Genomic DNA, 19,015 nt, shown 5'->3' on the forward strand with positions numbered 1-19,015 from the left:
TCGCGGTAATCGGGTACGGGCCCTAAGGCCAGTCCATGGTCCATCTGTCCGTCGCCATCGCCCGGTTCGCAGAGACGCTGTTCTGGGGCATCGCCCAGGCGGCGGGACTCGCGCTGATCGGCGGCGCGTTCGGTATCGCTGCGCTGGTGGTCGGCTGGCGGATGACGCGTCGCAAGCCGAGGCCGTGACCGGCCGCTCCCCTTCCGTTTACGGGCGGGGAGAAGAGAGAGCGACGCTGGCCCACCAGGATCGAACTCGCTAAGTCGCCAGCCATGGCAGCAACTCCCGCTTGGCCGCCGCGATCGACGCCGCGCTTGTTCGTTGAAACCCCGCTTGCCGAGGGCGCTGATGTGCGCGTCGAGGGTGGGCAGGCGCATTACCTGTTATCGGTGCTGCGGCTGAAGGCGGGCGACCCGGTAAAGTTGTTCGATGACGCCACCGGCGAATGGCTCGGCATCGCCAGTGCGGTCGGAAAACGCGACCTGATCCTGACCGTCTCGGCGCATCTGCGCGACCGCGAGCCAGTCCCGGATCTGTGGCTGTGCGCGGCGCCGATCAAGAAAGGCCGGATCGACTGGGTCGCGGAGAAAGCCTGCGAACTGGGCGTCGCCCGGTTGGTGCCGGTGCTGACTCGCCGCACGATCATCGACCGCCTCAACCTCGACCGCCTGCGCAGCCATATGATCGAGGCGGCCGAGCAATGCGACCGCACCGCGCTGCCTGAGTTGGCCGAGGCGGTGAAGCTGGACGCGTTGCTCCGCGACTGGCCTGCTGATCGCGCGCTGTATTTCGCCGACGAGATGGGCGGCGTACCTGCCGCGGAGGCGATGGTAGCCCACAAGGGACCAGCGGCGATCCTGATCGGACCTGAGGGCGGATTCGACGACGCCGAACGCGAGGCGATCCGTGCGATGCCTCAAGCGGTGGGAATCGGCCTTGGGCCGCGCATTCTCCGCGCCGAAACCGCGGCTGCAGCGGCGGTGACGATCTGGATGTCGGCGGCGGGGGATTGGCGGGGCTAGTCCCTATAGAACGATGGCTAGCGGAACCCTTTCGTCGTCGCTACATGCGCGCCATGACGACGAAGACCGTTACGGACTCAAACGCAGCGGTCATCGAGGACCGCCAGCAGCTGATCGATTTTTTTGCAGGGGGCGAAAAGTCCGCCGAGCGCTGGCGGATCGGCACCGAGCATGAGAAATTCGTCTATCGCACCGCCGATCATCGCGCGCCGTCCTGGGACGAGCCCGGCGGCATCCGAGACTTGCTCAACGGGCTGACCGAGTTCGGTTGGCGGCCGGTCGAGGAGAATGGCAAGATCATCGCGCTGACCGGCGCCGATGGATCGGTCAGCCTTGAGCCCGCAGGGCAATTCGAACTGTCGGGCGCGCCGCTCGAAAATCTGCACGAGACGTGCGCCGAAACCGGCCGTCACTTGCAGCAGGTCAAGACGATCGGCGATCGGCTGGGGCTCGGCTTCCTCGGCATGGGGATGTGGCCCGACAAGGCACGGCAGGACCTGCCGATCATGCCCAAGGGCCGCTATGCGATCATGCTGCGCCACATGCCGCGGGTCGGCAGCCTGGGGCTCGACATGATGCTCCGGACCTGCACCATCCAAGTCAATCTCGACTATGCGTCCGAAGCCGACATGGTGAAGAAATTCCGCGTCGGGCTCGCGCTGCAGCCGCTGGCGACTGCTTTGTTCGCCAATTCGCCGTTCACTGAGGGCAAGCCCAACGGCATGCTCTCGTTCCGCAGCCATATCTGGTCGGACACCGATCCCGCGCGCACCGGCATGCTACCGTTCGTGTTCGAGGACGGGTTCGGGTACGAGCGCTATGCCGATTACGCGCTCGATGTGCCGATGTACTTCGTCTATCGCGACGGCCAATATCTCGACGCCGCGGGCTTGAGCTTCCGCGACTTCCTCGACGGCAAGCTCGCTATCCTGCCGGGCGAGAAGCCGACGATCGAGGATTGGTCGGATCATCTTTCGACTGCTTTCCCCGAAGTGCGGCTCAAGACCTTCCTGGAAATGCGCGGCGCCGATGGCGGTCCGTGGGGGCGGATCTGCGCCTTGCCGGCATTCTGGGTCGGACTGCTCTACGATCAGGGCGCGCTCGACGCGGCATGGGATCTGGTCCGGCATTGGAACATGGCCGAGCGTGAGGAATTGCGGAATTCGGTGCCGGCGCTGGCGCTCGACGCGCCGCTGCCGGGCGGCGGCAAGCTTCGCGACATCGCCGGGCAAGTGCTCGACATCGCCCATGCCGGGCTGACTGCGCGCGCGCGGACCGATGCCGGCGGGACCAACGAGACCGGGTTCCTCGATCCGCTGCGCGATGTGGTGCGGTCGGGCAAGGTGCCCGCACAGGCCCTGCTCGACCGCTATAATGGTGAGTGGAACAGCGACATCTCGAAAATCTATGACGAGATGAGCTTCTGATGGCCGGACCGCGGTCGGTTGCCGCGGTCATCTGTCTCATCGCCGTGATTGCCGGACTAGTGGTCGCGACCCTGGAAAACGGGCGGATGGCGATCGCGGTCCACGCGATCGAACGCCGCCCGCGATCGTTCTGGCGCCCGGCAATCCTGATCTGGCGCGATTATGCTCGGCTTTGTCCGGGCGGTCTCCATCTCCACCGTGCACTGGCCGCGAGCGCAGTGGCGATGGCCGGCGCCATCGGCCTCATGCTGTGTCTGGCGTGACCGCTGCCGATTTGCCGCTGAGCCAGCGGAAGAAGCGCGGCACCAGGCCGTTGCGCTCCATCCACTGATAATATTCCTCGTACGCCCGGTCAGCGCGCAGATGGCGCTCCTCGGTCCGCGCGCGCCAATAATAGATCCCGGCAACGATCCCCATGATCGCGGTCGACCGCACCGCGTCGAGCCAACTGCCGGTGGTCAGCAGCGGCACGGTCGCGATCAGCCAGAACAGGTTCTTGGAGAGATAGGCGGGGTGGCGCGAAAAGGCATAAGGCCCATTGGTCAGGATGCCGCGGTTCGTCAGGTTGGAGAATCGCAGGCCGAACGTGACCGTCGCCCAGGCATAGATCGCGGTCAGCAACACCAGCAGCGTGCCGATGCCGACCAGCAGCACCGGGTAATCGGCGAACCAGGTCGACCAGCCGGCCTCGCCATACGTGCCCGGATGATAATCGAGCGGGCCGTTATCGCCCATCAGGACGAAGGGCGGGTAGCAGATCAGCGCCGCCATCCAGCCCGCCGCATAGGGATTGGCCGTGCGGATGTGCGAATCGAGCGGACGCAAGGCGAGCAGATAGCCCGCGGTGGCGAACGCGACGTCGACCAGGAACATGAAGGTGATCAGCCAATTGGCCAGCGCCACCGGACTGGCGAGCACCCGGCTGAAATCGCCGCGCACGAAATCGCCGAACCCCGGCGGCACGATCGCCAGCATGAACGCGGTGAAGAACATCTTCACGCCCCAGCTCTTGAGGTGGTTCCAGATCGCTTCCTTGTCGATCGGTTCCTTGAGCCCCATCATCCAGGCGCCCAGCGCCCAGCATCCATCCTTGGGCTCGACCATGCGGCGGTCGAGCCACAAGGTGTACGGGACCGACAGCACGAACAACGCCGGCGCCGCCCACATGAAACACCACATCGAGAACTGGAAATTGCCTTCCCAATAGAAGCGCCCGACCGCGTAGAGGCAGGCGATCCCGGCCCAGGTCAGCCATAGCCCGGCGAGCTTAGTGATCGAGATGTCGAGCGTCTCGCGCCACGGCTTCGGATTCGCCCAGTCGATCCCGGTCGAGGGATTGCGGTGGACCTTGTCGACGAACACCGACCACAACACCATCGGCAGCGCGGTCGCGGCGACGTTGATCAGGGCGGCATAGGGACCGTCCATCCCGAGCCAGCGCGCGATCGCTATCCAGGTGAACAGCCCGGCCAGCCCGGATACGCCGGTTCCGGTCGACACGGCGGACTTGGGGCGCGGATCGGCCTTGGCGGCCGTGCCCAATGCTGGGTCGTGATACATGCGCGAGGGGATACGCGCGGAATGGTAAGCAAGCCGTGAAGGATGTCCGGGTTGCGCGGTCGCGACGGACTCGCTAGTTCCCCGCTTCGCTCCGGCGACGGGCGGGTATAGCACAATGGTAGTGCAGCAGCCTTCCAAGCTGAATACGCGGGTTCGATTCCCGCTACCCGCTCCACTTTTCCCCGCCTTAGCGATGGTGAAGGTCGCGACCGCCGGATCCTGACGCACCCGACGACGGCGCAGCTATGCAACCGTCAAGACACAGGCTGCAGTTTGGACAGTAAACGACGGTGCAGGGTCAGGCTGTCACCCGCGATACTTAATAGGCCATTATGAACCCTTCCCATTGGTGTTGATCAAGGCGCGGGTTATTCTCGCCATCGACTCACCTATTCTTGATCGGGGGGTGCATGGCGGCAATCGATGCGGTAGTGGATATTTCGCACCACAACGGTCCAAATCTGGATTTCCAGAAAGCGAAGGCGGCGGGGATACTCGGCATCATTCACAAGGCGACGCAGGGCCATTCCTCGATCGATCCGATGTATGCCGCCAACAAGAAAAAGGCGCTCAAGGCCGGGCTTCTGTGGGGCGCCTATCATTTCGCCACCGGCGCCGATGGGGTCGATCAGGCGACGGCGTTCCTCAACGCCCTGGGCAATGATGTCGGCAGCACATTGCTGGTGCTCGATTTCGAGCCCAATCCGACCGGGGCATCGATGACGCTGGAAGAGGCGCGCGCATTCGTGACGCATGTCCATAGCGTCACCGGGCGCTGGCCAGGCTTCTATTCGGGCCATTACATCAAGCAGTTGCTGGGAACCAGCAAGGACCCGATTCTGGCTAATTGTTGGCTATGGCTGGCGCAATATGGCCCAACCGCGGTGGTGCCGCCGAACTGGCCGACCTGGACGATGTGGCAATATACCGACGGTGCGGTGAACGCGACTGCCCATACCCCCGTCGACGGGATCGGCCATTGCGACCGTGATCGCTTCAACGGGTCGGAGAAGCGGCTGCGCGCCTTATGGGGTGTCGCCTAACCGAGCCGCTGCTGACAAGGGCTCCGGTTCCTCAGACCTTATCCTCCGCCGCGGCCCTCAGGCCATCCAGCGTCGCGGTCGGAGTGATCGCCTGACTGTCGAGATGACAGTGCAGGATCGCCGGCTTGCCGCTGGCGAGCGCGCGTTCGAAGGCGGGGGCGAATTCGGCGGTCGTCGTCACCGTCTCGCCATGGCCGCCATAGGCACGCGCGAGCGCGGCGAAATCGGGATTGGTGAGGTTGGTCGCCGAGACGCGGCCGGGAAAGGTCTTTTCCTGGTGCATGCGGATCGTGCCGTAGATGCCGTTGTCGATCAGCACGACGATCAGCGGAATGCCGTGATGGACGGCGGTCGCGAATTCTTGGCCGTTCATCAGAAAGTCGCCATCGCCGGCGATGGTCAGCGCGATGCTGTCGGGCTTTTGCCGCTTGGCCATCACGCCGGCGGGCAGGCCATAGCCCATGGATCCGCTGGTCGGCGCGAGTTGAGTACCGAAATCGCGGAAGCGGTAATAACGATGGATCCAGCTCGCGAAATTGCCGGCGCCATTGCAGATCGTCGCATCGGGCGGCAGTCGGTCGCGCAACCACGCCATGACGTCGCCATATTGGAAATCGCCCGGCACCGGCGGCGGGGTGTCGGACCAGGCGAGATAATCGGCGCGTGCCGCCTCGCGATTGGCGGACCAGGTCGGGTTGGCCTCGATGCCGTCGAGCGCGGCGAAGAAGGCCGGTGGGGTTGCGTTGATCGCGAGCACCGGCTGATAGACGCGGCCGAGTTCGAGCGGATCGGGGTGAACGTGGACGAGCTGTTGAGCCGAGGCAGGAATCGCAAGCAACTTGTAGGATTGCGAGGCGATTTCCGACATCCGCCCGCCGATCAGCAGGACCAGATCGGCCGCCCTGATACGCTCGATCAGCTTGGGATTGGGCGCGAGACCAAGATCGCCGATGAAATGCTCGTCGGTCGCGGGGAAGAGCGGGGCGCGGCGGAATTGCGCGGCGACGGGCAAGTCGAAGCGATGCGCGAAGTCGACCATCGCGTCCCGCGCTTGTGGCGTCCAGCGCGAGCCGCCGACGATCGCAACGGGGTTTTTGGCGTTCGCCAGCAATTCGCCGAGCCGATCGATATCGGCCGGAACGGGCGCGGTCTCGACGGGATCGATACGCGGCGCATCGGCAACCTCGGCAAGTTCATCGAGCATGTCTTCCGGCAATGCGATCACCACCGGGCCCGGGCGTCCCTGCATCGAGACGCGGAAAGCGCGGGCGATGATTTCCGGGATGCGCGCGGCGTCGTCGATCTCGACCACCCATTTCGCCAGCGCGCCGAAGGTGGCGCGATAGTCGAGCTCCTGGAACGCCTCGCGGTCGCGCATGCCGCGCTCGATCTGGCCGACGAACAGGATCATCGGGGTCGAATCCTGCATCGCGATGTGCAGTCCGGGTGATGCGTTGGTCGCGCCCGGGCCGCGCGTCACGAAGCAGATGCCGGGGCGGCCGGTCAGCTTGCCATAGGCCTCGGCCATCATCGCCGCGCCACCCTCGGCGCGACAGGTCAGCAGATCGATCCCGCTGCCGATCAGCGCGTCGAGCACTGATAGATAGCTTTCGCCCGGCACGCAGGTCGCCCGGTCGACCCCCTGTGCGATCAACTGGTCGACCAGGATGCGGGCCGCGGTACGCTCACTCATGCGATGTGCACCGCCTTGGTGGTGAGGTGCGCCATGATCCCCTCAGGGCCGTCCTCGGAACCGAAGCCCGATTCCTTCATCCCGCCGAACGGCGCGTCGGGCCAGGTCATGCGGACCTGGTTGATCGCGACCATCCCGGCCTCGACCGTCTCGGCGAGCAGATTCTGACGCCGGCCACTCTCGGTGAAACAATAAGCGGCGAGGCCGAAGGGCAGACGGTTGGCTTCGGCGATCGCGTCCTCGACCGTGCCGAACGGGCGAATCAGTGCTAGCGGTCCGAACGGCTCGTCGTTCATCGCCTTTGCTTCCAAGGGAATGTCGGCGATCACGGTCGGCTGGAAGAAGAAGCCGCCGTCCTTGTCCTGACGCTCGCCGCCGGCCAGCACGCGCGCGCCGATCGACCGCGCATCCTCGACCATCGCCGCGATCATGTCGGGGCGGCGCGGATTGGCCAGCGGTCCCATGTTGGTGGCGGCGTCGAGGCCGCTGCCGATCTGCATCTTCTTCGTGCGCTCGGCGAAGCCCTGGACGAACTTCTCGTAAATGCCGTCCTGGACGTGGAAGCGCGTCGGCGCGACGCAGACCTGTCCGGCATTCCGGAACTTGTGCGCGACGAGTGTATCGAGCGTCTTCTCGAGATCGCAATCGTCGAACACCAACACCGGCGAGTGGCCGCCCAATTCCATCGTCATCCGCATGACGCTGTCCGAGGCGAGCTTCATCAGATGCTTGCCGACCGGCACCGATCCGGTGAAGCTCAATTTGCGCGTGACCGGCGAGGCGAGCAGGTGGCGCGAGATCATGTCGGGCACGCCGAACACGATCTGCGCGACATTGCCGGGCAGCCCGGCATCCTGGAAGCAACGCATGATCTCGACTGCGGAGCCCGGCGTTTCTTCGCTCGGCTTGAGGATGATCGAGCAGCCTGCAGCGATGGCGGGCGCGATCTTGCGGACGACGTTCAGCGCCGGGAAATTCCAAGCGCAGAATGCCGCGACCGGGCCGACCGGGTGGTGCAGCACCATCGACCGCATGCCCGGCGCGCGCATCAGCACGCGGCCATAGATGCGCACCGCCTCACCGGCATGGAATTCGAGCATCGCGGCGGCAGCCATGACTTCGCCCTTCGCCTCGGCGACCGGCTTGCCTTCTTCCATCGTCGCGATGCGAGCGATCGCATCGGCCCGCTCGCGGACCAAGGCGGCGGTCTTGTTGAGCACGGCCGCGCGTTGTTCGGGCGCAACCGCGCGCCACGCCTCGAACCCCTGTTGTGCAGCGGCAAGCGCGCGATCGAGATCGGCGGCGATGGCCAGCGGAAGGTCGGCCTGGCCCGCGCCAGTCGCGGGGTTGAGCACCGAGTGAACGTCGCGGCCGTCCCCGGTCAGCCACTCGCCGTCGATATAGAGGCCGAGTTTGGCGGAATAGGTCATGGGGAACTCCTGGAGGCGGGGATTTGCCGCCCATCTAGGGTCCCGATCCGTTCGGGGCAATCGTGACGCTGATGGTCAGCTATAGACGTCAGGCAATTGCCGCCGGATCGCCCTCAACCAGTTCGCGCCACAACATGACCAGCACCGCCATCGTCGCTGGACCGACAAACAAGCCGAGCAGTCCCAGCGTCTCGACGCCTCCCAGAATGCCGACCAATGCCCAGAAGAAAGGCAGCTTGGTTGCGCTGCCAATCAAGACGGGGCGGACGAAATGGCCAGCGACGAACTCGGCGGCAAAGCCGATCACAACGACCGCGATCGCGCCGCCGGGCGATCCCTGGCCGAGCAGCAGCAAGGCGGCGAGCCCGAACGCGACCGGTGCGCCGAACGGGATCATCGCGGCGATCGCGGTGACGGCGCCGAGCAGGATAGGATGCGGCACGTCGAGGAAGAAATAGACGATGGTCATGACCGCGCCGAAGCCGAGCCCCACCAGCACCAGTCCGTCGATCGTCCCGCGGACCGAGGCGAGCGCTTGCTGCCCGATCCGCTCGCCTTGCGGCCCGAGCAGCTTCGCGCTGGCGGCGCGGAACTGCGCCGCCAAGGCATCGCGGTCGCGGATCAGGAAGAAGAGCGCGATCAAGGTGAAGCCGAACACGACCGCGCGGTGGACCAGCCCGAACCCGAGCAACCGCGCTTGCGCGCCGAGCAGGCTGTGGCTCAGCACTTCGAAATGATGATGGGCCGCCGCCGGATCGGACAGATTGGTGCGCCACCAATCGGTCGCCTCGGCGCTGAACGGCAAATTGGCGAGCCAGCCGGGCGGCGGCACCCCGTATTGCTGCGCCTCCTTAACCCAGATCGCGACATCGTGCGCCTCGCGCGCGGCTTGCGCGATGCCGATCGCGATCGGCACCAGCACGATCAGGGCAAAGCCCAACGTGAAAGCCGCGGCGACCAGACTGGGCCGCGGAAACCGGCGCTCGGCGCGCTGGACGAGCGGATCGACCGCGACAGCGATGACCACCGCCCAGACCAGAACGGGCAGGAAGCCATGGATGACCCACAGGCCGAGCAGTCCGAGCAGCACGATCAACGTCAGGCGCGCGGTCGATTGGCGCTTGGTCTGTGAGGGCGCGGTCATTGGTCGGTGGCCTCCAGGCTGAAGCCGCGCGCGAAGCGGCGTTCCTCGACCCCCCCGGCGTCGAGCATCCCGGCCAGCGCCGCCAGCGCGGCGTCGAGATCGTGGCGCCGTCCGCACAGGAACATATCGACCGCAGCATAACCACGCTCGGGCCAGGAATGGATCGAGATATGCGATTCGGCGAGCAAGGCGATACCGGTCACGCCCTGGCCGATGCCGAAGCCATGGACCTTGAGATCGATCAGCGTCGCATCGGCCGCGGCGACGGCGGCGCGCAACGCTGCCTCGATCCGCGCCTCATCGTCGAGATGATCGCAGTCGAACAGGTCGGCAAGAAGGTGGGTCCCACTGAAGTCCACCACCATGTACTACGTCAGCACCGAGCGATAGGGAATGGAGAGATGCGTCATCGTGTCCTCGGCGGCGCGGATGCCGCGATATTGCGCTTCTTCAAACAGCGACAGCCCGCTCAGGTCGGAATGCGCGAAGAACAGCGGCGGGCGCGGCGCGGCGGCAGCCTCGCGACGGCCGTCCCAGAAATAGCCCGGCACCGGGCGGATCATGGCATGGCCCCAACGCCAGACGTCGATCCGTCGGATCGCGCCCTTTAGGTCGGGATTGGTGCGGAGCAGATCGTCGCGCACCATGTCCTGCCAATAGTCGAGCGGGCGCTCGAGCAACTCGCGGCGCGCGTCGGCGGGCGCCAGGTCGGACAAGGGCAGATACCAACTCAACACCGTCGCGCGTGGCACGCGATCAAGCGACTGATGCGTATCGACGACATAGCCGAGCGAGCGGCTAGTCCAGGACACATTATCCCAGGCGACCTCAAACCCCGGACCGGCGGGCACGCGGTCGACGGTGACCGCGGCGACTACCCAGGGGGCGTAGTCGAATCCGGTTGCCGAGGGTGCATCGGCGGTGAGGCGCGCGCTCACGAAATGCGGCGTCGCGAGCACCACGGCATCGGCCTCGACACGGATACCGCGACCGCTCGCGACGTCGAGCGCATCGATCTGCGCGCCTTTGTCGGTGCGGGCGACGCGGTGGATAATCCGTCCGCAATCAAAATGGTCCTTCAGGCGCGCGGCCATCCGCCCGACCAGGTGGCCATTGCCCTCGGGCCAGGTCAGCATCGTGTCGGGATCGGCATTGGCGGCATGGCCGCGGCGGCTGGCGAAATAATGCACCCCGGCCCAGGCCGAGACCTGGTCGGGCTCGGTGCCGTAATCGTCGCGACAGGCGTAGCGGACATGCGCGCGCAGCACCGATGAGTGCCAGCCCTGCTGGTCGAGCCATTGGGCGAAGCTCAACTTGTCGAGCGCGAGCAGATCGGGATCGCGCGAACTCAGTTCCATCGGGATCGCGAAGGCGGGGCGGCCCTGCGCGTCGCGGCGTCCTTCATAGGCCTTCATCGCGGCGAAAAAGGCCTTCAGGTCATGGACGTCGACCTCGCTCAGGCCCTTTTGCGGGACCAAGCCTTCCTGCCATTTGCCGAGGTAGAGCAAGCGCTCCTCGGGGTCGGAGACGAGCTGGTAGGAGTCGTAAACCGGCTTGTCGCCCTGCCAGCCGGTGATGATGCCGAGCTGTTCGAGCAAGTGGATGACGCCTTTGGCCTCGGCATTGGGCAGCGGCAGATAATGCGCGCCGAGCGGGTAGGCGGAGACGTCGTTGCGCCCGCTTCGAGCGTTGCCGCCGGTGCGGTCCTCGAGTTCAAGCAGGCGGAAGTCCTGCACCCCAGCGTCGGCGAGCGTCCAGGCTGCGGCGAGTCCCGCGACGCCGCCGCCGACGATCGCGACCCTGGTCCGCACCGTCTCGCTCGGTTCGGGGAAGTTGCCGCCGCGCAGGCGATGTCCCCGACGGAAATCGGCGCCACTCAGCGTGCCGGGGATCGTCTCGTCATGCGGGGCAAGCGCGATCGCACCGGCACCGATCGCCGCGGCACCAGCGATCGATCCGGCGATAACAGTGCGGCGCGTCGGCACTCTAGCCCTCGAATACCGACCATTCGGCGTCGAACTCGCGAACCAGGGCCTGGTTATCGAGTCGGTTCACCGGGGTCGGGCGTCGCGCCATGTCGGGCGGGAAGAAGAAAGCGAGCGTATCGACTCGCGGGGTCAGGAACCGCAGCCCCGCCGGCAGGGCGCCCGGCGCGCCGATCGGCCCGTTCGAGGCGAGGACGAATCCCCATTCGCCGAAGCTCGGGACATAGACGTGATAGCCGCGCGTGGTCAGCCCGGCCGCCTCCAATGTGGTGGCGACGGTCCAATAGGCCTTGGGCGCGACCAGCGGCGACGTGCTCTGGACGCTGATCATCGCACCGGGATTGAGCGCGCGCGCGAGCTCGCGATAGAAACTGATCGTGTAGAGTTTGCCGATCGCGAAATTGGTCGGGTCGGGGAAGTCGACCAGCACCGCGTCGAACTTTGTCCGGTTAGTCCTTAGCCAACTGAAGGCATCGGCGGTGATGACATGGACCTTGGGCGACAGCAGCGACCCATGGTTGAGCGCGACGAGCATTGAGCTCTTGCGGAACAGGGTCGTCATCGCCGGGTCGAGATCGACCAGCGTGACCGAGCGCACGCCGGGATATTTGAGGATCTCGCGTACCGCGAGGCCATCGCCGCCGCCCAGTACCAGCACGTCGCGCGGATTGGCGACGCGGCTCAGCACCGGATGTACCAGCGCCTCGTGATAGCGATATTCGTCGCGCGACGAAAATTGCAGGTTGCCGTTGAGGAACAGCCGCAAGTCGTTGGCACGCTTGGTGATGACGATCCGCTGATAGGGCGTTGCGTCGGCATAGATGATCGGGTCGCCATAGGCGGCGACTTCGGCAGTGCGTTCGATTTTCTCCGACGCGACGAAGCCGGCGGCGAGCACGATCGCGACCAGGATCGCGACGACCAATTCGATCGTCATCCGTCGGCGCTGCGGCAGCATCAGGATAACCGCGATCGCGACGCCGACGTTGAACAGCCCAAACAGGAAGCCGGTGCGGATCAGCCCAAGATGCGGGACGAGCAGCAGCGGGAACAGCAAGGAGGCGGCGAGCGCGCCGACATAGTCGAACGTCAGCACCTTCGAGACCAGATCGCTGAACTCGAGCCGGTCCTTGAGGATGCGCATCAAGAGCGGGATTTCGAGCCCGACCAGAAAGCCGATCGCGAGCACCAGGCCATAAAGCGGCAGGCGGAAATCCTGGACGCGATCGAACAGAAGGAACAGTAATGCCGCCGAACAACCGCCGATCGCAGCGATCAGCACCTCGACCCGGACGAAGGTCACGAGCTCGTTCTTGCGGACATAGCGCGAGCACCACGAGCCCATGCCCATCGCGAACAGATAGGTGCCGATGATGATCGAGAATTGGGTGACGCTGTCGCCCAGCAGATAGCTCGCCAAGGTGCCGGCGAGCAATTCGTAGATCAGCCCACAGGTCGCGACGACGAACGCGGAGGCCAGCAGCAACGCGCCGGTGCGGGAAGGGCGGGCGACGCCGCCCTCCGAAAGATCAGCCATGATCGATGCGGATCAACCGTGGATCGCAGCGGCGATGATCATCGCGACGGAAATCGCGATCGAACCCGTGAAGATCGCCAGCGCGACGTTCTTTTCGCGGCAAATCTCGCCCCACATGTCGACCGGACTGATCCTGTCCCACAGCCAGAAGCCGCCAATGAAAATCACCAGGCCGATGGCGGTATAAACCAGGGTGGTGACGAGAATGGGGATGGAGATCATCGTCCGATCCTTTCGTTATTTGTGGGTGGGGCCGTAGCCGCCGAACATCATCGGCCCGCGCGCGCCGCCAGTGGCGAAGGGCGAATAACCGTCGCGGGCCGCCATCGTCGTGAGCATGACGATGCCCAGGCAATAGAGGCCATAGACTAGAATATGCCGGCTCATCAGTCGTCATCTCCCCCGCTGTCGTCGTCATCACCGCCGCTGCCGCTGACCGGCGCCATGCGACGCTTTTCGAAGGCGAAATTCTTGAACAGGACGATCAGCGGCCAGATCGCGATCAGCAGGAAGGCAAGCAGAATATTGCCGCCGAACACGCCGCCGCGCTTGATCGTGACCGTGATCGGGACGGTCTGGCCGCTATCCTGTCCAAACGTGCTGCCGCCGGCAAAACCAGTCGGCATGGAAAAGCTGCTGCTGCTCGAACCGCCGTTCCAGCGATGCGCGGACAGCGTGACGACCAGATCGTATTTGCCCCCGGGAATGCTCGACAGGCTGACCTCGGGGCGCGGGTCGCCTTCGGTCCAGGACCCGTCGCTGTCGCTGCCCGAATAATGTTCGGCCAAGCCATAGGTATCGACGCTGTCCTGCGTCTTCTCATCGGTCAGCGAATAATCCAGGTCGACCCAGGCATTGTCGATCGCGCCCGCATCGGCATCGACGACGACCCGCGATCGCGCGGAGGGCAGATCGAGCCCTCGGATTACCACGGTCTTTTCGGGGCCATCGAGCACCGCGTCGGTCGTGGTCTGGCCGATCTGCTGCTCGCTGCCGCCGATGCCGGAGACGACGAAGAGGACGAGCAGGGCGACGACGCCGACCACCAGCGCCTCGCGCAATTGCCGCTTATAGGGCGACGGTTCGTGCGGGGCAGGATGGCTATATTCTCGTCGCCGCGCCGAGATGCCGAACGCCTCTTCGGCCACGCCCCAATCGAGCAGGTCGAGGCGGGTCCAGGTTCGCTCGGTCTGATAGACCTCGCACGACAGCATCGTGCCGGGGCGGACGAAGTCGGTCTCGTCGACCGTTTCGCCGACCGCGACGCGCCAGTAGAATTCGCCGACGACGAAGGTGACGCGGACCGGATAGGTGTCGCCGAACCGCGAATAGCTCTGTCCGTCGAGCTGCATCGAGTTCGCCCAGCCCATCGTCGGCAAGCGATCGAGCATGATGCCCAGGCTGAAACGGCGGCCGTCGTCGACCAGGAAGGCATAGCCTTCGTACGGATTGAACAGGAGATATTCGGCCCAGCCGATCTCCTCGTCGGTGCGCTCCATATAGCCGACGACTTCCCACACGCGGCCGCCCAGCGTGCCGCGCGTGCCGAGCGGAATCTCCGGCGTCTTGAGCGCCTCATTGGCGCGCGCGATGACCTGGAGGTCGGGCCTGGTCGCATCGAGCGTCGAGCCGCAATGCTCGCACAGCACGCTGACCGTCAGGCCCTGAGCGCGGACGTTGACGATGCCCCCGCAATTGGGACAACTCAGCGCGCGAACGGTCGATGGCGGCGTGACCGGCGTTGCCGGCGGCGATGCCTGCGCCTCTACCGGTGGCGTGGGATCGACGGAGAGCGCGTCATCGCTCATGCGCGGGCCGCCGCCGGCATCGGCCAGCCTTCGAACGATCGCAGCCCGGTGGCGTTGAGCTCGGCAAGCGACATGTAGCGGCCGACATAGGCCTCGACCTCGCCGCCCTGATCCTTCTGGATGCTCGCGCACTCGCCGTCGGGGGTCATCAGGTCGATGCTGGTGGCAGTGAGGCCGAGCGGCGCGTTGAACGGCAGCTCGCCTTCGCTGGCGACGCAGGTGACCTGCTTGCTGTCGGTGACGGCGTAATCGACCCCGCCGATCGTGATCAGCGTGTCGATCGCGATCGGCTGGCCCGCTTTGATGTGATCGACGACGACCGGCGCAAGCGCATCATCGTCGACCTGCCGGAGCATCATGTAACGCCCCATCGATTCGCCGACCCAGCCGGTCGAGCCGTCATCGAACAGCGCCAGCCATTCGTTCCACGCGCCGTCCGCATAGCGCCAGCGCACGCGGCCGATCAGTTCGAAACTGTGCGCGCCATCGCGCCCGCGCACACCCAATTGCATCGGGCTGACGTCGTCGGGCACTTCGGCGATCTTGCCGATCGCCTGGAGGTTGCCGCCCGTGCGCAGCACCGAACTGTGGCAATAGTCGCACACCTTCACCGGTAGGTCGTTCGACCTGAACCGGATCGGGGCGCCGCAATTGGGGCAATTGGCGTCGAGCACTGGCGCGCGTCAGATCTTGGCGAGCAAAGCGGTCTTCTTGGCGTCGAACTCCTCTTGCGTGATCGCGCCGGCGACCATCAATTTGTGCAGTTTCTCGATCTGCTCATAGGGATCGACTTCGGGCTGTGGTGCGGCCGCCGGGATGCTGGTCGCCCCGCCACTGCCGACGCCGCCGAGCCCAGCCGCCATTTGCTGTCCGATCGCCATGCCTGCCGCGGCGCTCGCGCCGATCCCGGCCAGGCCGCCCGGATTGGCCGCCGCGGTCTGGATCGAATCGGCGGCCTGGAACTTGGCGTACTGGTCGAGATTGCCGAGCACGCGCATCTGGCTGCCCTTGTCGAGATATTCCTGGACATTCTCGGGCAGCGACACGCTCTCGACGAAGAAGGTGCGGCACGACAGGCCCCATTCCTTGAACCCGGCTTCGACCGCGCCCTTCAGCTTTTCCGACATCGCCTGCTGGTTGCCGGCCAAGTCGACGAACGCGACCTCGCCGCCGCCCAACGCCGTCGCGATCGCGGTGTTGATCACTGCGCGCAATTGCAGGTCGAGATCGGCGACGGTGAGGCGATCGAGCGACCCCATCATCTTGACCGCAAAGGTCGCGACGTCTTCGATCCGGAATGAATAGCTGCCGAACGCGCGGATGCGCAGCGGCCCGAATTCCTTGTCGCGCACCGTGATCGGCTGTGGCGTGCCCCATTTCAGACCCGTCTGCTCGCGCTGCGAGAAGAAATAGACGTCGGCCTTGAACGGGGATTTGAAGCCCTTGTCCCAGTTCATGATAGCGGTCAGCAGCGGCAGGTTCTGCGTGGTCAGCGTGTGCTGGCCGGGTTCGAACGCGTCGGCCAGCTTGCCCTCATTGTGGAACATCGCGACCTGGCCTTCGCGCACGGTCAGCTGGCCGCCATTCTGGATCTCGCGATCCTGCATCGGATAGCGGATCGCCAGCACGCCCGGCTCGTCGACCCAGTCGATCACGTCGACCAGCTGCTTCTTCAGGAAATCACCCAGACCCATCACGCATCCTCCAAAGATGCGCCCAATCTATCAGGCTTTGGCGGCTTCGCGAGAGCCGAATTTTTTGGCGACCGGGGCGGTGGGCACAAAGCGCCGCCTCCGCCGGCGTAAACCGGCAAAGCGCGGCGCTGATCGTCTAGCAGCCGGCGGCCGAATACTCGGCCGCTTGCCGCGATCAGAGCTTGGCGAGCTTGGCGGCCAGATCGTTGCGTTCGCTCTGGAGCTTGGTTGCCTCGGCGGTGGCGGTCTTGTCGTCGACCATGGTCTCGTCGATCAGCATCGTCCCGTCGGCACCGGCCGCGTTGATCAGCGTCAAATTGAGGTGGAGATCGGTGCGGCGGGCAAAGCTGTCCTGCGGTTTCCAGTCGCCGAACATGTTCGGCTCCAGGGTCAGCGACTGCGATTCGCCCGGCTCCAGGCCGCCCGGGAACTCGTAATTGAAGTCCGAGGAAATCCACGGCACGGCGCGGCCGGGCGAGGTCAATATGCCCTTCACATAGATCGTCTTGATCGGGCGCTTCGATCCGTTGGTGATGTGCAGCATGATTTGCGGGCGATCGATGTCGATGGCGCCCTTTTCGATGCGATATTGCGCATTGTCGATCTTCACGCCCTGGAACACGTCGGCGACCTTGGCGCGCGCCGCCTGGTAGCGTTGCGCGCTCGCCGCGTCGTCGGCAATCTTCTGATCGAGCAACTTGATCCGGGTCTGATAGCCGAGCTTGATGATCTGGTCCGCGGTCAGACCGTTGATCTTGTCCTTGGCGCCGAGGAAGACCGGCGCGGTCGGCTCGGCCTGCGACCAGATGCCCGTCTCGGGCTCGGCGGTGTTGAACGTGATCGCGATCAGCGAATCCTTAAGCGCGGCCTGCTTGTCGGCGGGCATATCCTTGACCATCGCTTCGATGCTCTTGCTGTACGCGTCCGGGCTCGACGTATTCACTCGCTGTCCGCAGCCCGCGACCAGCATCGCCGCGAGCAACATCAGTCCAACCTTCTTCATCCGATTTCCCCCAATATATCAATATAGATGGGACCTCGTCGAGCGCCGGGCAAAACACAAGCCGATCCATCCGAAATGGAGCAAGTAGTCGGACTGGTCTCGGATGCGGCCAAATCCTTCCCCAAAAATTTGCCGTAGATCGAGAAGCGGACCCGCCGCACTAGGGACTACGGGCGCGGCTTTCGCTAAAGAACATCGCTACTTGACCTTCGCGCACGGTCAACTGGCCGGCATTCTGGATCTCGCGATCCAGCTCGGATAGCGGATCGCCAGTGCGCAAGCCGATATTCACGATCGCCTTGGCCGCAATCTGCGCAGCGCGAGGAGAAGGGGCCGCAGAGGGTAATAGAGGCCCCGGGCGAAATGGGGCAATTTCACCATGTCAACGTCGTGCTCGCTTAGAAATGTCCGGGCAAGCACTTCGCGCCGGTAACGCCAATCGCGCCGCAATCCGAGCTGCAGCATCAGCATGCGTGCCAGTCGCGGTATCGACGGCGCGTTCGACGCGGCCGCCGGGGCTGCCAGTGCCTCTCGCGATCGATTGACGATTCGGAGGGACGCCGGCGATCGTGCGGCGGCAATCACATCGGACAATTGGAGGCCGAATATTTGCTCGACCAATGTGGCGGCGCCGGTAGTCATCGGCCGAACCCCTAGTCGATCCGCGGCATCGGCAAAGCCGGCGAGGGTCGCTGGTGACTCTGCCGCGAGGATGCGCGCAATGTCCTGAAGCCATTTCAGCCGAAACCAGCCGCACAATGCACCGTGCCCGCAAAGATACAGGAAATCGTCGGTCGCCGACAATATTGGCAGCGTCGTTCCGGCGATTGCCAGCGTTTCGTGCGTGGACCAGAAATGATCGAACGACAGCGGCAATAATTGAGCAACGTCGAACAGGCGATCGTGCAATTCAAGCTCGATGCTGCCGTCGCGACTTCGAAAGCTGACGTCCTTCGGCGCGAGTGATGCCCGCCACGGATCGCCCGGCGGCGTCGCGGCGCGCGTGCGGCGGAAGCCAAGATCGGCAATTGCCGCTTCCGCTGGCGCGCGCGCGGCGGGATCGATGAAGATATCGATATCCTTGCAGTCGCGCGCGGCGAGATCGTCATACAGGCGCTGTGATAGAGCCGGACCCTTGAGCACGAGATGCCGGATGCCGGCCTTGGAAAGCTCCTGGGACACCGCGACCAAAGCGGCCGAGAGACGCAGCGCGGACAATTGCCGATCCCGCGCCAGTTCGAGCAGCCTTGCGGCGGCGTCGGCATCGAGTTCGGGATCGCGTGCCAGGATGCGGAGCACCGGTGTGCTGACGCGGTGGCGCATTGCCATCGCGAGGATCGCGTCGCCGCCCGGATGCGCGGGTTGGTAGTCGATGGAGTCGCGCTCGCCGGTTACGGCTGCTCGGCACGCCGCGGCGACGATCGCGAACGCTGGCGATCGACGCGCGGCCTCGGCGTCGCGTCGCATCACATGAGCCCGTGCACGTGATGCGCGCGGTTCTGGGCGACAAACGCCAGCTGCGGAGAAGGTTCCGGAAGGAGCCGCGGTCGCATCGATTCATCCGCCACTCGACGCCGCATCGGCTCTCCCGTCCCCTTATCTTTCAGTTGGCGAAGGACGCCGCGCACAGAAACGGCGGGACTATTGCCAGTCCCGCCGTTCAGTTTCC

20 protein-coding genes and 1 tRNA gene are annotated in these 19,015 nt (G+C 65.1%); 6 read left to right on the forward strand and 15 right to left on the reverse strand.

What is annotated here, in order from left to right; genetic code table 11:
- The first annotated feature begins 35 nt into the window (after nt 1–35).
- The 4 genes from SAS01S_RS22650 to SAS01S_RS17915 all read left to right on the forward strand — a co-directional run bounded on the left by SAS01S_RS22650 (nt 36) and on the right by SAS01S_RS17915 (nt 2,712).
- A complete protein-coding gene (locus tag SAS01S_RS22650; protein WP_157082894.1) occupies nt 36–188 on the forward strand; it encodes a hypothetical protein in 153 nt (50 codons plus the stop codon).
- Nucleotides 189–272: 84 nt separating this feature from the next.
- Complete coding sequence (locus tag SAS01S_RS17905; protein ID WP_066812155.1) at nt 273–1,022, forward strand: 16S rRNA (uracil(1498)-N(3))-methyltransferase; 750 nt, start codon at nt 273–275, stop codon at nt 1,020–1,022.
- Between the two features lie 53 nt (nt 1,023–1,075).
- Nucleotides 1,076–2,449 (forward strand): glutamate--cysteine ligase, encoded by a 1,374-nt coding sequence (locus tag SAS01S_RS17910; protein ID WP_066812185.1) that lies wholly within the window; start codon nt 1,076–1,078, stop codon nt 2,447–2,449.
- The gene (locus SAS01S_RS17915) at nt 2,449–2,712 is read left to right on the forward strand and encodes a hypothetical protein (RefSeq protein WP_066812156.1); all 264 of its coding nucleotides are present in this window, start codon (nt 2,449–2,451) and stop codon (nt 2,710–2,712) included. Before SAS01S_RS17910 ends, SAS01S_RS17915 begins: the two co-directional genes overlap by 1 nt.
- Here SAS01S_RS17915 and SAS01S_RS17920 read toward each other — a convergent pair.
- Entirely contained in the window at nt 2,693–4,009 is a 1,317-nt protein-coding gene (locus SAS01S_RS17920) for a methyltransferase family protein (RefSeq protein ID WP_066812158.1), read from the reverse strand. The two genes, SAS01S_RS17915 and SAS01S_RS17920, sit on opposite strands and share 20 nt — an antisense overlap.
- Nucleotides 4,010–4,110: 101 nt before the next feature.
- Here SAS01S_RS17920 and SAS01S_RS17925 point away from each other — a divergent pair.
- Nucleotides 4,111–4,184: transfer RNA gene (locus SAS01S_RS17925), tRNA-Gly, on the forward strand.
- A 235-nt stretch (nt 4,185–4,419) separates the two neighbouring features.
- Nucleotides 4,420–5,052: a glycoside hydrolase family 25 protein gene (locus SAS01S_RS17930; protein ID WP_066812160.1), complete on the forward strand. Its 633-nt coding sequence runs from the start codon at nt 4,420–4,422 to the stop codon at nt 5,050–5,052.
- Between the two features lie 31 nt (nt 5,053–5,083).
- Here SAS01S_RS17930 and SAS01S_RS17935 read toward each other — a convergent pair whose 3' ends face one another.
- The 14 genes from SAS01S_RS17935 to SAS01S_RS23080 form a co-directional block, all read right to left on the reverse strand.
- Complete coding sequence (locus SAS01S_RS17935) at nt 5,084–6,745, reverse strand: thiamine pyrophosphate-binding protein (RefSeq protein ID WP_066812162.1); 1,662 nt, start codon at nt 6,743–6,745, stop codon at nt 5,084–5,086.
- Nucleotides 6,742–8,175 carry an NAD-dependent succinate-semialdehyde dehydrogenase gene (locus tag SAS01S_RS17940; protein WP_066812164.1) on the reverse strand — a complete coding sequence of 478 codons (1,434 nt, stop codon included), beginning with the start codon at nt 8,173–8,175 and terminating at the stop codon, nt 6,742–6,744. Before SAS01S_RS17940 ends, SAS01S_RS17935 begins: the two co-directional genes overlap by 4 nt.
- Before the next feature lie 88 nt (nt 8,176–8,263).
- Nucleotides 8,264–9,319, reverse strand: coding sequence for an AI-2E family transporter (locus tag SAS01S_RS17945; protein WP_066812166.1), 1,056 nt, complete (start codon nt 9,317–9,319; stop codon nt 8,264–8,266).
- A complete protein-coding gene (speD, locus tag SAS01S_RS17950) occupies nt 9,316–9,681 on the reverse strand; it encodes an adenosylmethionine decarboxylase (RefSeq protein WP_439646848.1) in 366 nt (121 codons plus the stop codon). The genes SAS01S_RS17945 and speD overlap by 4 nt, the downstream gene beginning before the upstream one ends.
- Before the next feature lie 6 nt (nt 9,682–9,687).
- The gene (locus SAS01S_RS17955) at nt 9,688–11,304 is read right to left on the reverse strand and encodes an FAD-dependent oxidoreductase (protein ID WP_157082895.1); all 1,617 of its coding nucleotides are present in this window, start codon (nt 11,302–11,304) and stop codon (nt 9,688–9,690) included.
- A 1-nt stretch (nt 11,305) separates the two neighbouring features.
- A complete protein-coding gene (locus tag SAS01S_RS17960) occupies nt 11,306–12,841 on the reverse strand; it encodes a polyamine aminopropyltransferase (protein WP_066812172.1) in 1,536 nt (511 codons plus the stop codon).
- A 12-nt stretch (nt 12,842–12,853) separates the two neighbouring features.
- Nucleotides 12,854–13,063: a DUF350 domain-containing protein gene (locus SAS01S_RS17965; protein ID WP_066812173.1), complete on the reverse strand. Its 210-nt coding sequence runs from the start codon at nt 13,061–13,063 to the stop codon at nt 12,854–12,856.
- Nucleotides 13,064–13,078: 15 nt separating this feature from the next.
- A complete protein-coding gene (locus SAS01S_RS22880) occupies nt 13,079–13,228 on the reverse strand; it encodes a hypothetical protein (RefSeq protein WP_169804983.1) in 150 nt (49 codons plus the stop codon).
- On the reverse strand, nt 13,228–14,649 hold the full coding sequence (locus SAS01S_RS17970) for a DUF4178 domain-containing protein (protein WP_066812175.1): 1,422 nt from the start codon (nt 14,647–14,649) through the stop codon (nt 13,228–13,230). Before SAS01S_RS17970 ends, SAS01S_RS22880 begins: the two co-directional genes overlap by 1 nt.
- Nucleotides 14,646–15,323 (reverse strand): DUF4178 domain-containing protein, encoded by a 678-nt coding sequence (locus tag SAS01S_RS17975; RefSeq protein ID WP_066812177.1) that lies wholly within the window; start codon nt 15,321–15,323, stop codon nt 14,646–14,648. The genes SAS01S_RS17970 and SAS01S_RS17975 overlap by 4 nt, the downstream gene beginning before the upstream one ends.
- Nucleotides 15,324–15,332: 9 nt before the next feature.
- On the reverse strand, nt 15,333–16,343 hold the full coding sequence (locus tag SAS01S_RS17980; RefSeq protein ID WP_066812179.1) for an SPFH domain-containing protein: 1,011 nt from the start codon (nt 16,341–16,343) through the stop codon (nt 15,333–15,335).
- Between the two features lie 175 nt (nt 16,344–16,518).
- Entirely contained in the window at nt 16,519–17,346 is an 828-nt protein-coding gene (locus SAS01S_RS17985) for a hypothetical protein (protein WP_066812181.1), read from the reverse strand.
- A 288-nt stretch (nt 17,347–17,634) separates the two neighbouring features.
- On the reverse strand, nt 17,635–18,813 hold the full coding sequence (locus SAS01S_RS17990; RefSeq protein ID WP_157082896.1) for a nucleotidyltransferase family protein: 1,179 nt from the start codon (nt 18,811–18,813) through the stop codon (nt 17,635–17,637).
- The coding region (locus SAS01S_RS23080) for a hypothetical protein (protein WP_218016331.1) at nt 18,813–19,015 on the reverse strand (203 nt) is incomplete at its 5' end. The genes SAS01S_RS23080 and SAS01S_RS17990, both read right to left, overlap by 1 nt.

This window comes from Sphingomonas asaccharolytica NBRC 15499 (assembly GCF_001598355.1).
Classification (GTDB): Bacteria; Pseudomonadota; Alphaproteobacteria; order Sphingomonadales; family Sphingomonadaceae; genus Sphingomonas; species Sphingomonas asaccharolytica.

What these genes read in the sequence shown, in the direction of transcription:
- SAS01S_RS22650 (WP_157082894.1), top strand. Translation starts at nt 36, where the DNA reads ATGGTCCATCTGTCCGTCGCCATCGCCCGGTTCGCAGAGACGCTGTTC.
- SAS01S_RS17970 (WP_066812175.1), bottom strand. Translation starts at nt 14,649, where the DNA reads ATGAGCGATGACGCGCTCTCCGTCGATCCCACGCCACCGGTAGAGGCG.
- SAS01S_RS17940 (WP_066812164.1), bottom strand. Translation starts at nt 8,175, where the DNA reads ATGACCTATTCCGCCAAACTCGGCCTCTATATCGACGGCGAGTGGCTG.
- SAS01S_RS17905 (WP_066812155.1), top strand. Translation starts at nt 273, where the DNA reads ATGGCAGCAACTCCCGCTTGGCCGCCGCGATCGACGCCGCGCTTGTTC.
- SAS01S_RS17985 (WP_066812181.1), bottom strand. Translation starts at nt 17,346, where the DNA reads ATGAAGAAGGTTGGACTGATGTTGCTCGCGGCGATGCTGGTCGCGGGC.
- SAS01S_RS17935 (WP_066812162.1), bottom strand. Translation starts at nt 6,745, where the DNA reads ATGAGTGAGCGTACCGCGGCCCGCATCCTGGTCGACCAGTTGATCGCA.
- SAS01S_RS17920 (WP_066812158.1), bottom strand. Translation starts at nt 4,009, where the DNA reads ATGTATCACGACCCAGCATTGGGCACGGCCGCCAAGGCCGATCCGCGC.
- SAS01S_RS17945 (WP_066812166.1), bottom strand. Translation starts at nt 9,319, where the DNA reads ATGACCGCGCCCTCACAGACCAAGCGCCAATCGACCGCGCGCCTGACG.
- SAS01S_RS17965 (WP_066812173.1), bottom strand. Translation starts at nt 13,063, where the DNA reads ATGATCTCCATCCCCATTCTCGTCACCACCCTGGTTTATACCGCCATC.
- SAS01S_RS17960 (WP_066812172.1), bottom strand. Translation starts at nt 12,841, where the DNA reads ATGGCTGATCTTTCGGAGGGCGGCGTCGCCCGCCCTTCCCGCACCGGC.
- SAS01S_RS17990 (WP_157082896.1), bottom strand. Translation starts at nt 18,813, where the DNA reads ATGCGACGCGACGCCGAGGCCGCGCGTCGATCGCCAGCGTTCGCGATC.
- SAS01S_RS17915 (WP_066812156.1), top strand. Translation starts at nt 2,449, where the DNA reads ATGGCCGGACCGCGGTCGGTTGCCGCGGTCATCTGTCTCATCGCCGTG.
- SAS01S_RS17910 (WP_066812185.1), top strand. Translation starts at nt 1,076, where the DNA reads ATGACGACGAAGACCGTTACGGACTCAAACGCAGCGGTCATCGAGGAC.
- SAS01S_RS17980 (WP_066812179.1), bottom strand. Translation starts at nt 16,343, where the DNA reads ATGGGTCTGGGTGATTTCCTGAAGAAGCAGCTGGTCGACGTGATCGAC.
- SAS01S_RS22880 (WP_169804983.1), bottom strand. Translation starts at nt 13,228, where the DNA reads ATGAGCCGGCATATTCTAGTCTATGGCCTCTATTGCCTGGGCATCGTC.
- SAS01S_RS17930 (WP_066812160.1), top strand. Translation starts at nt 4,420, where the DNA reads ATGGCGGCAATCGATGCGGTAGTGGATATTTCGCACCACAACGGTCCA.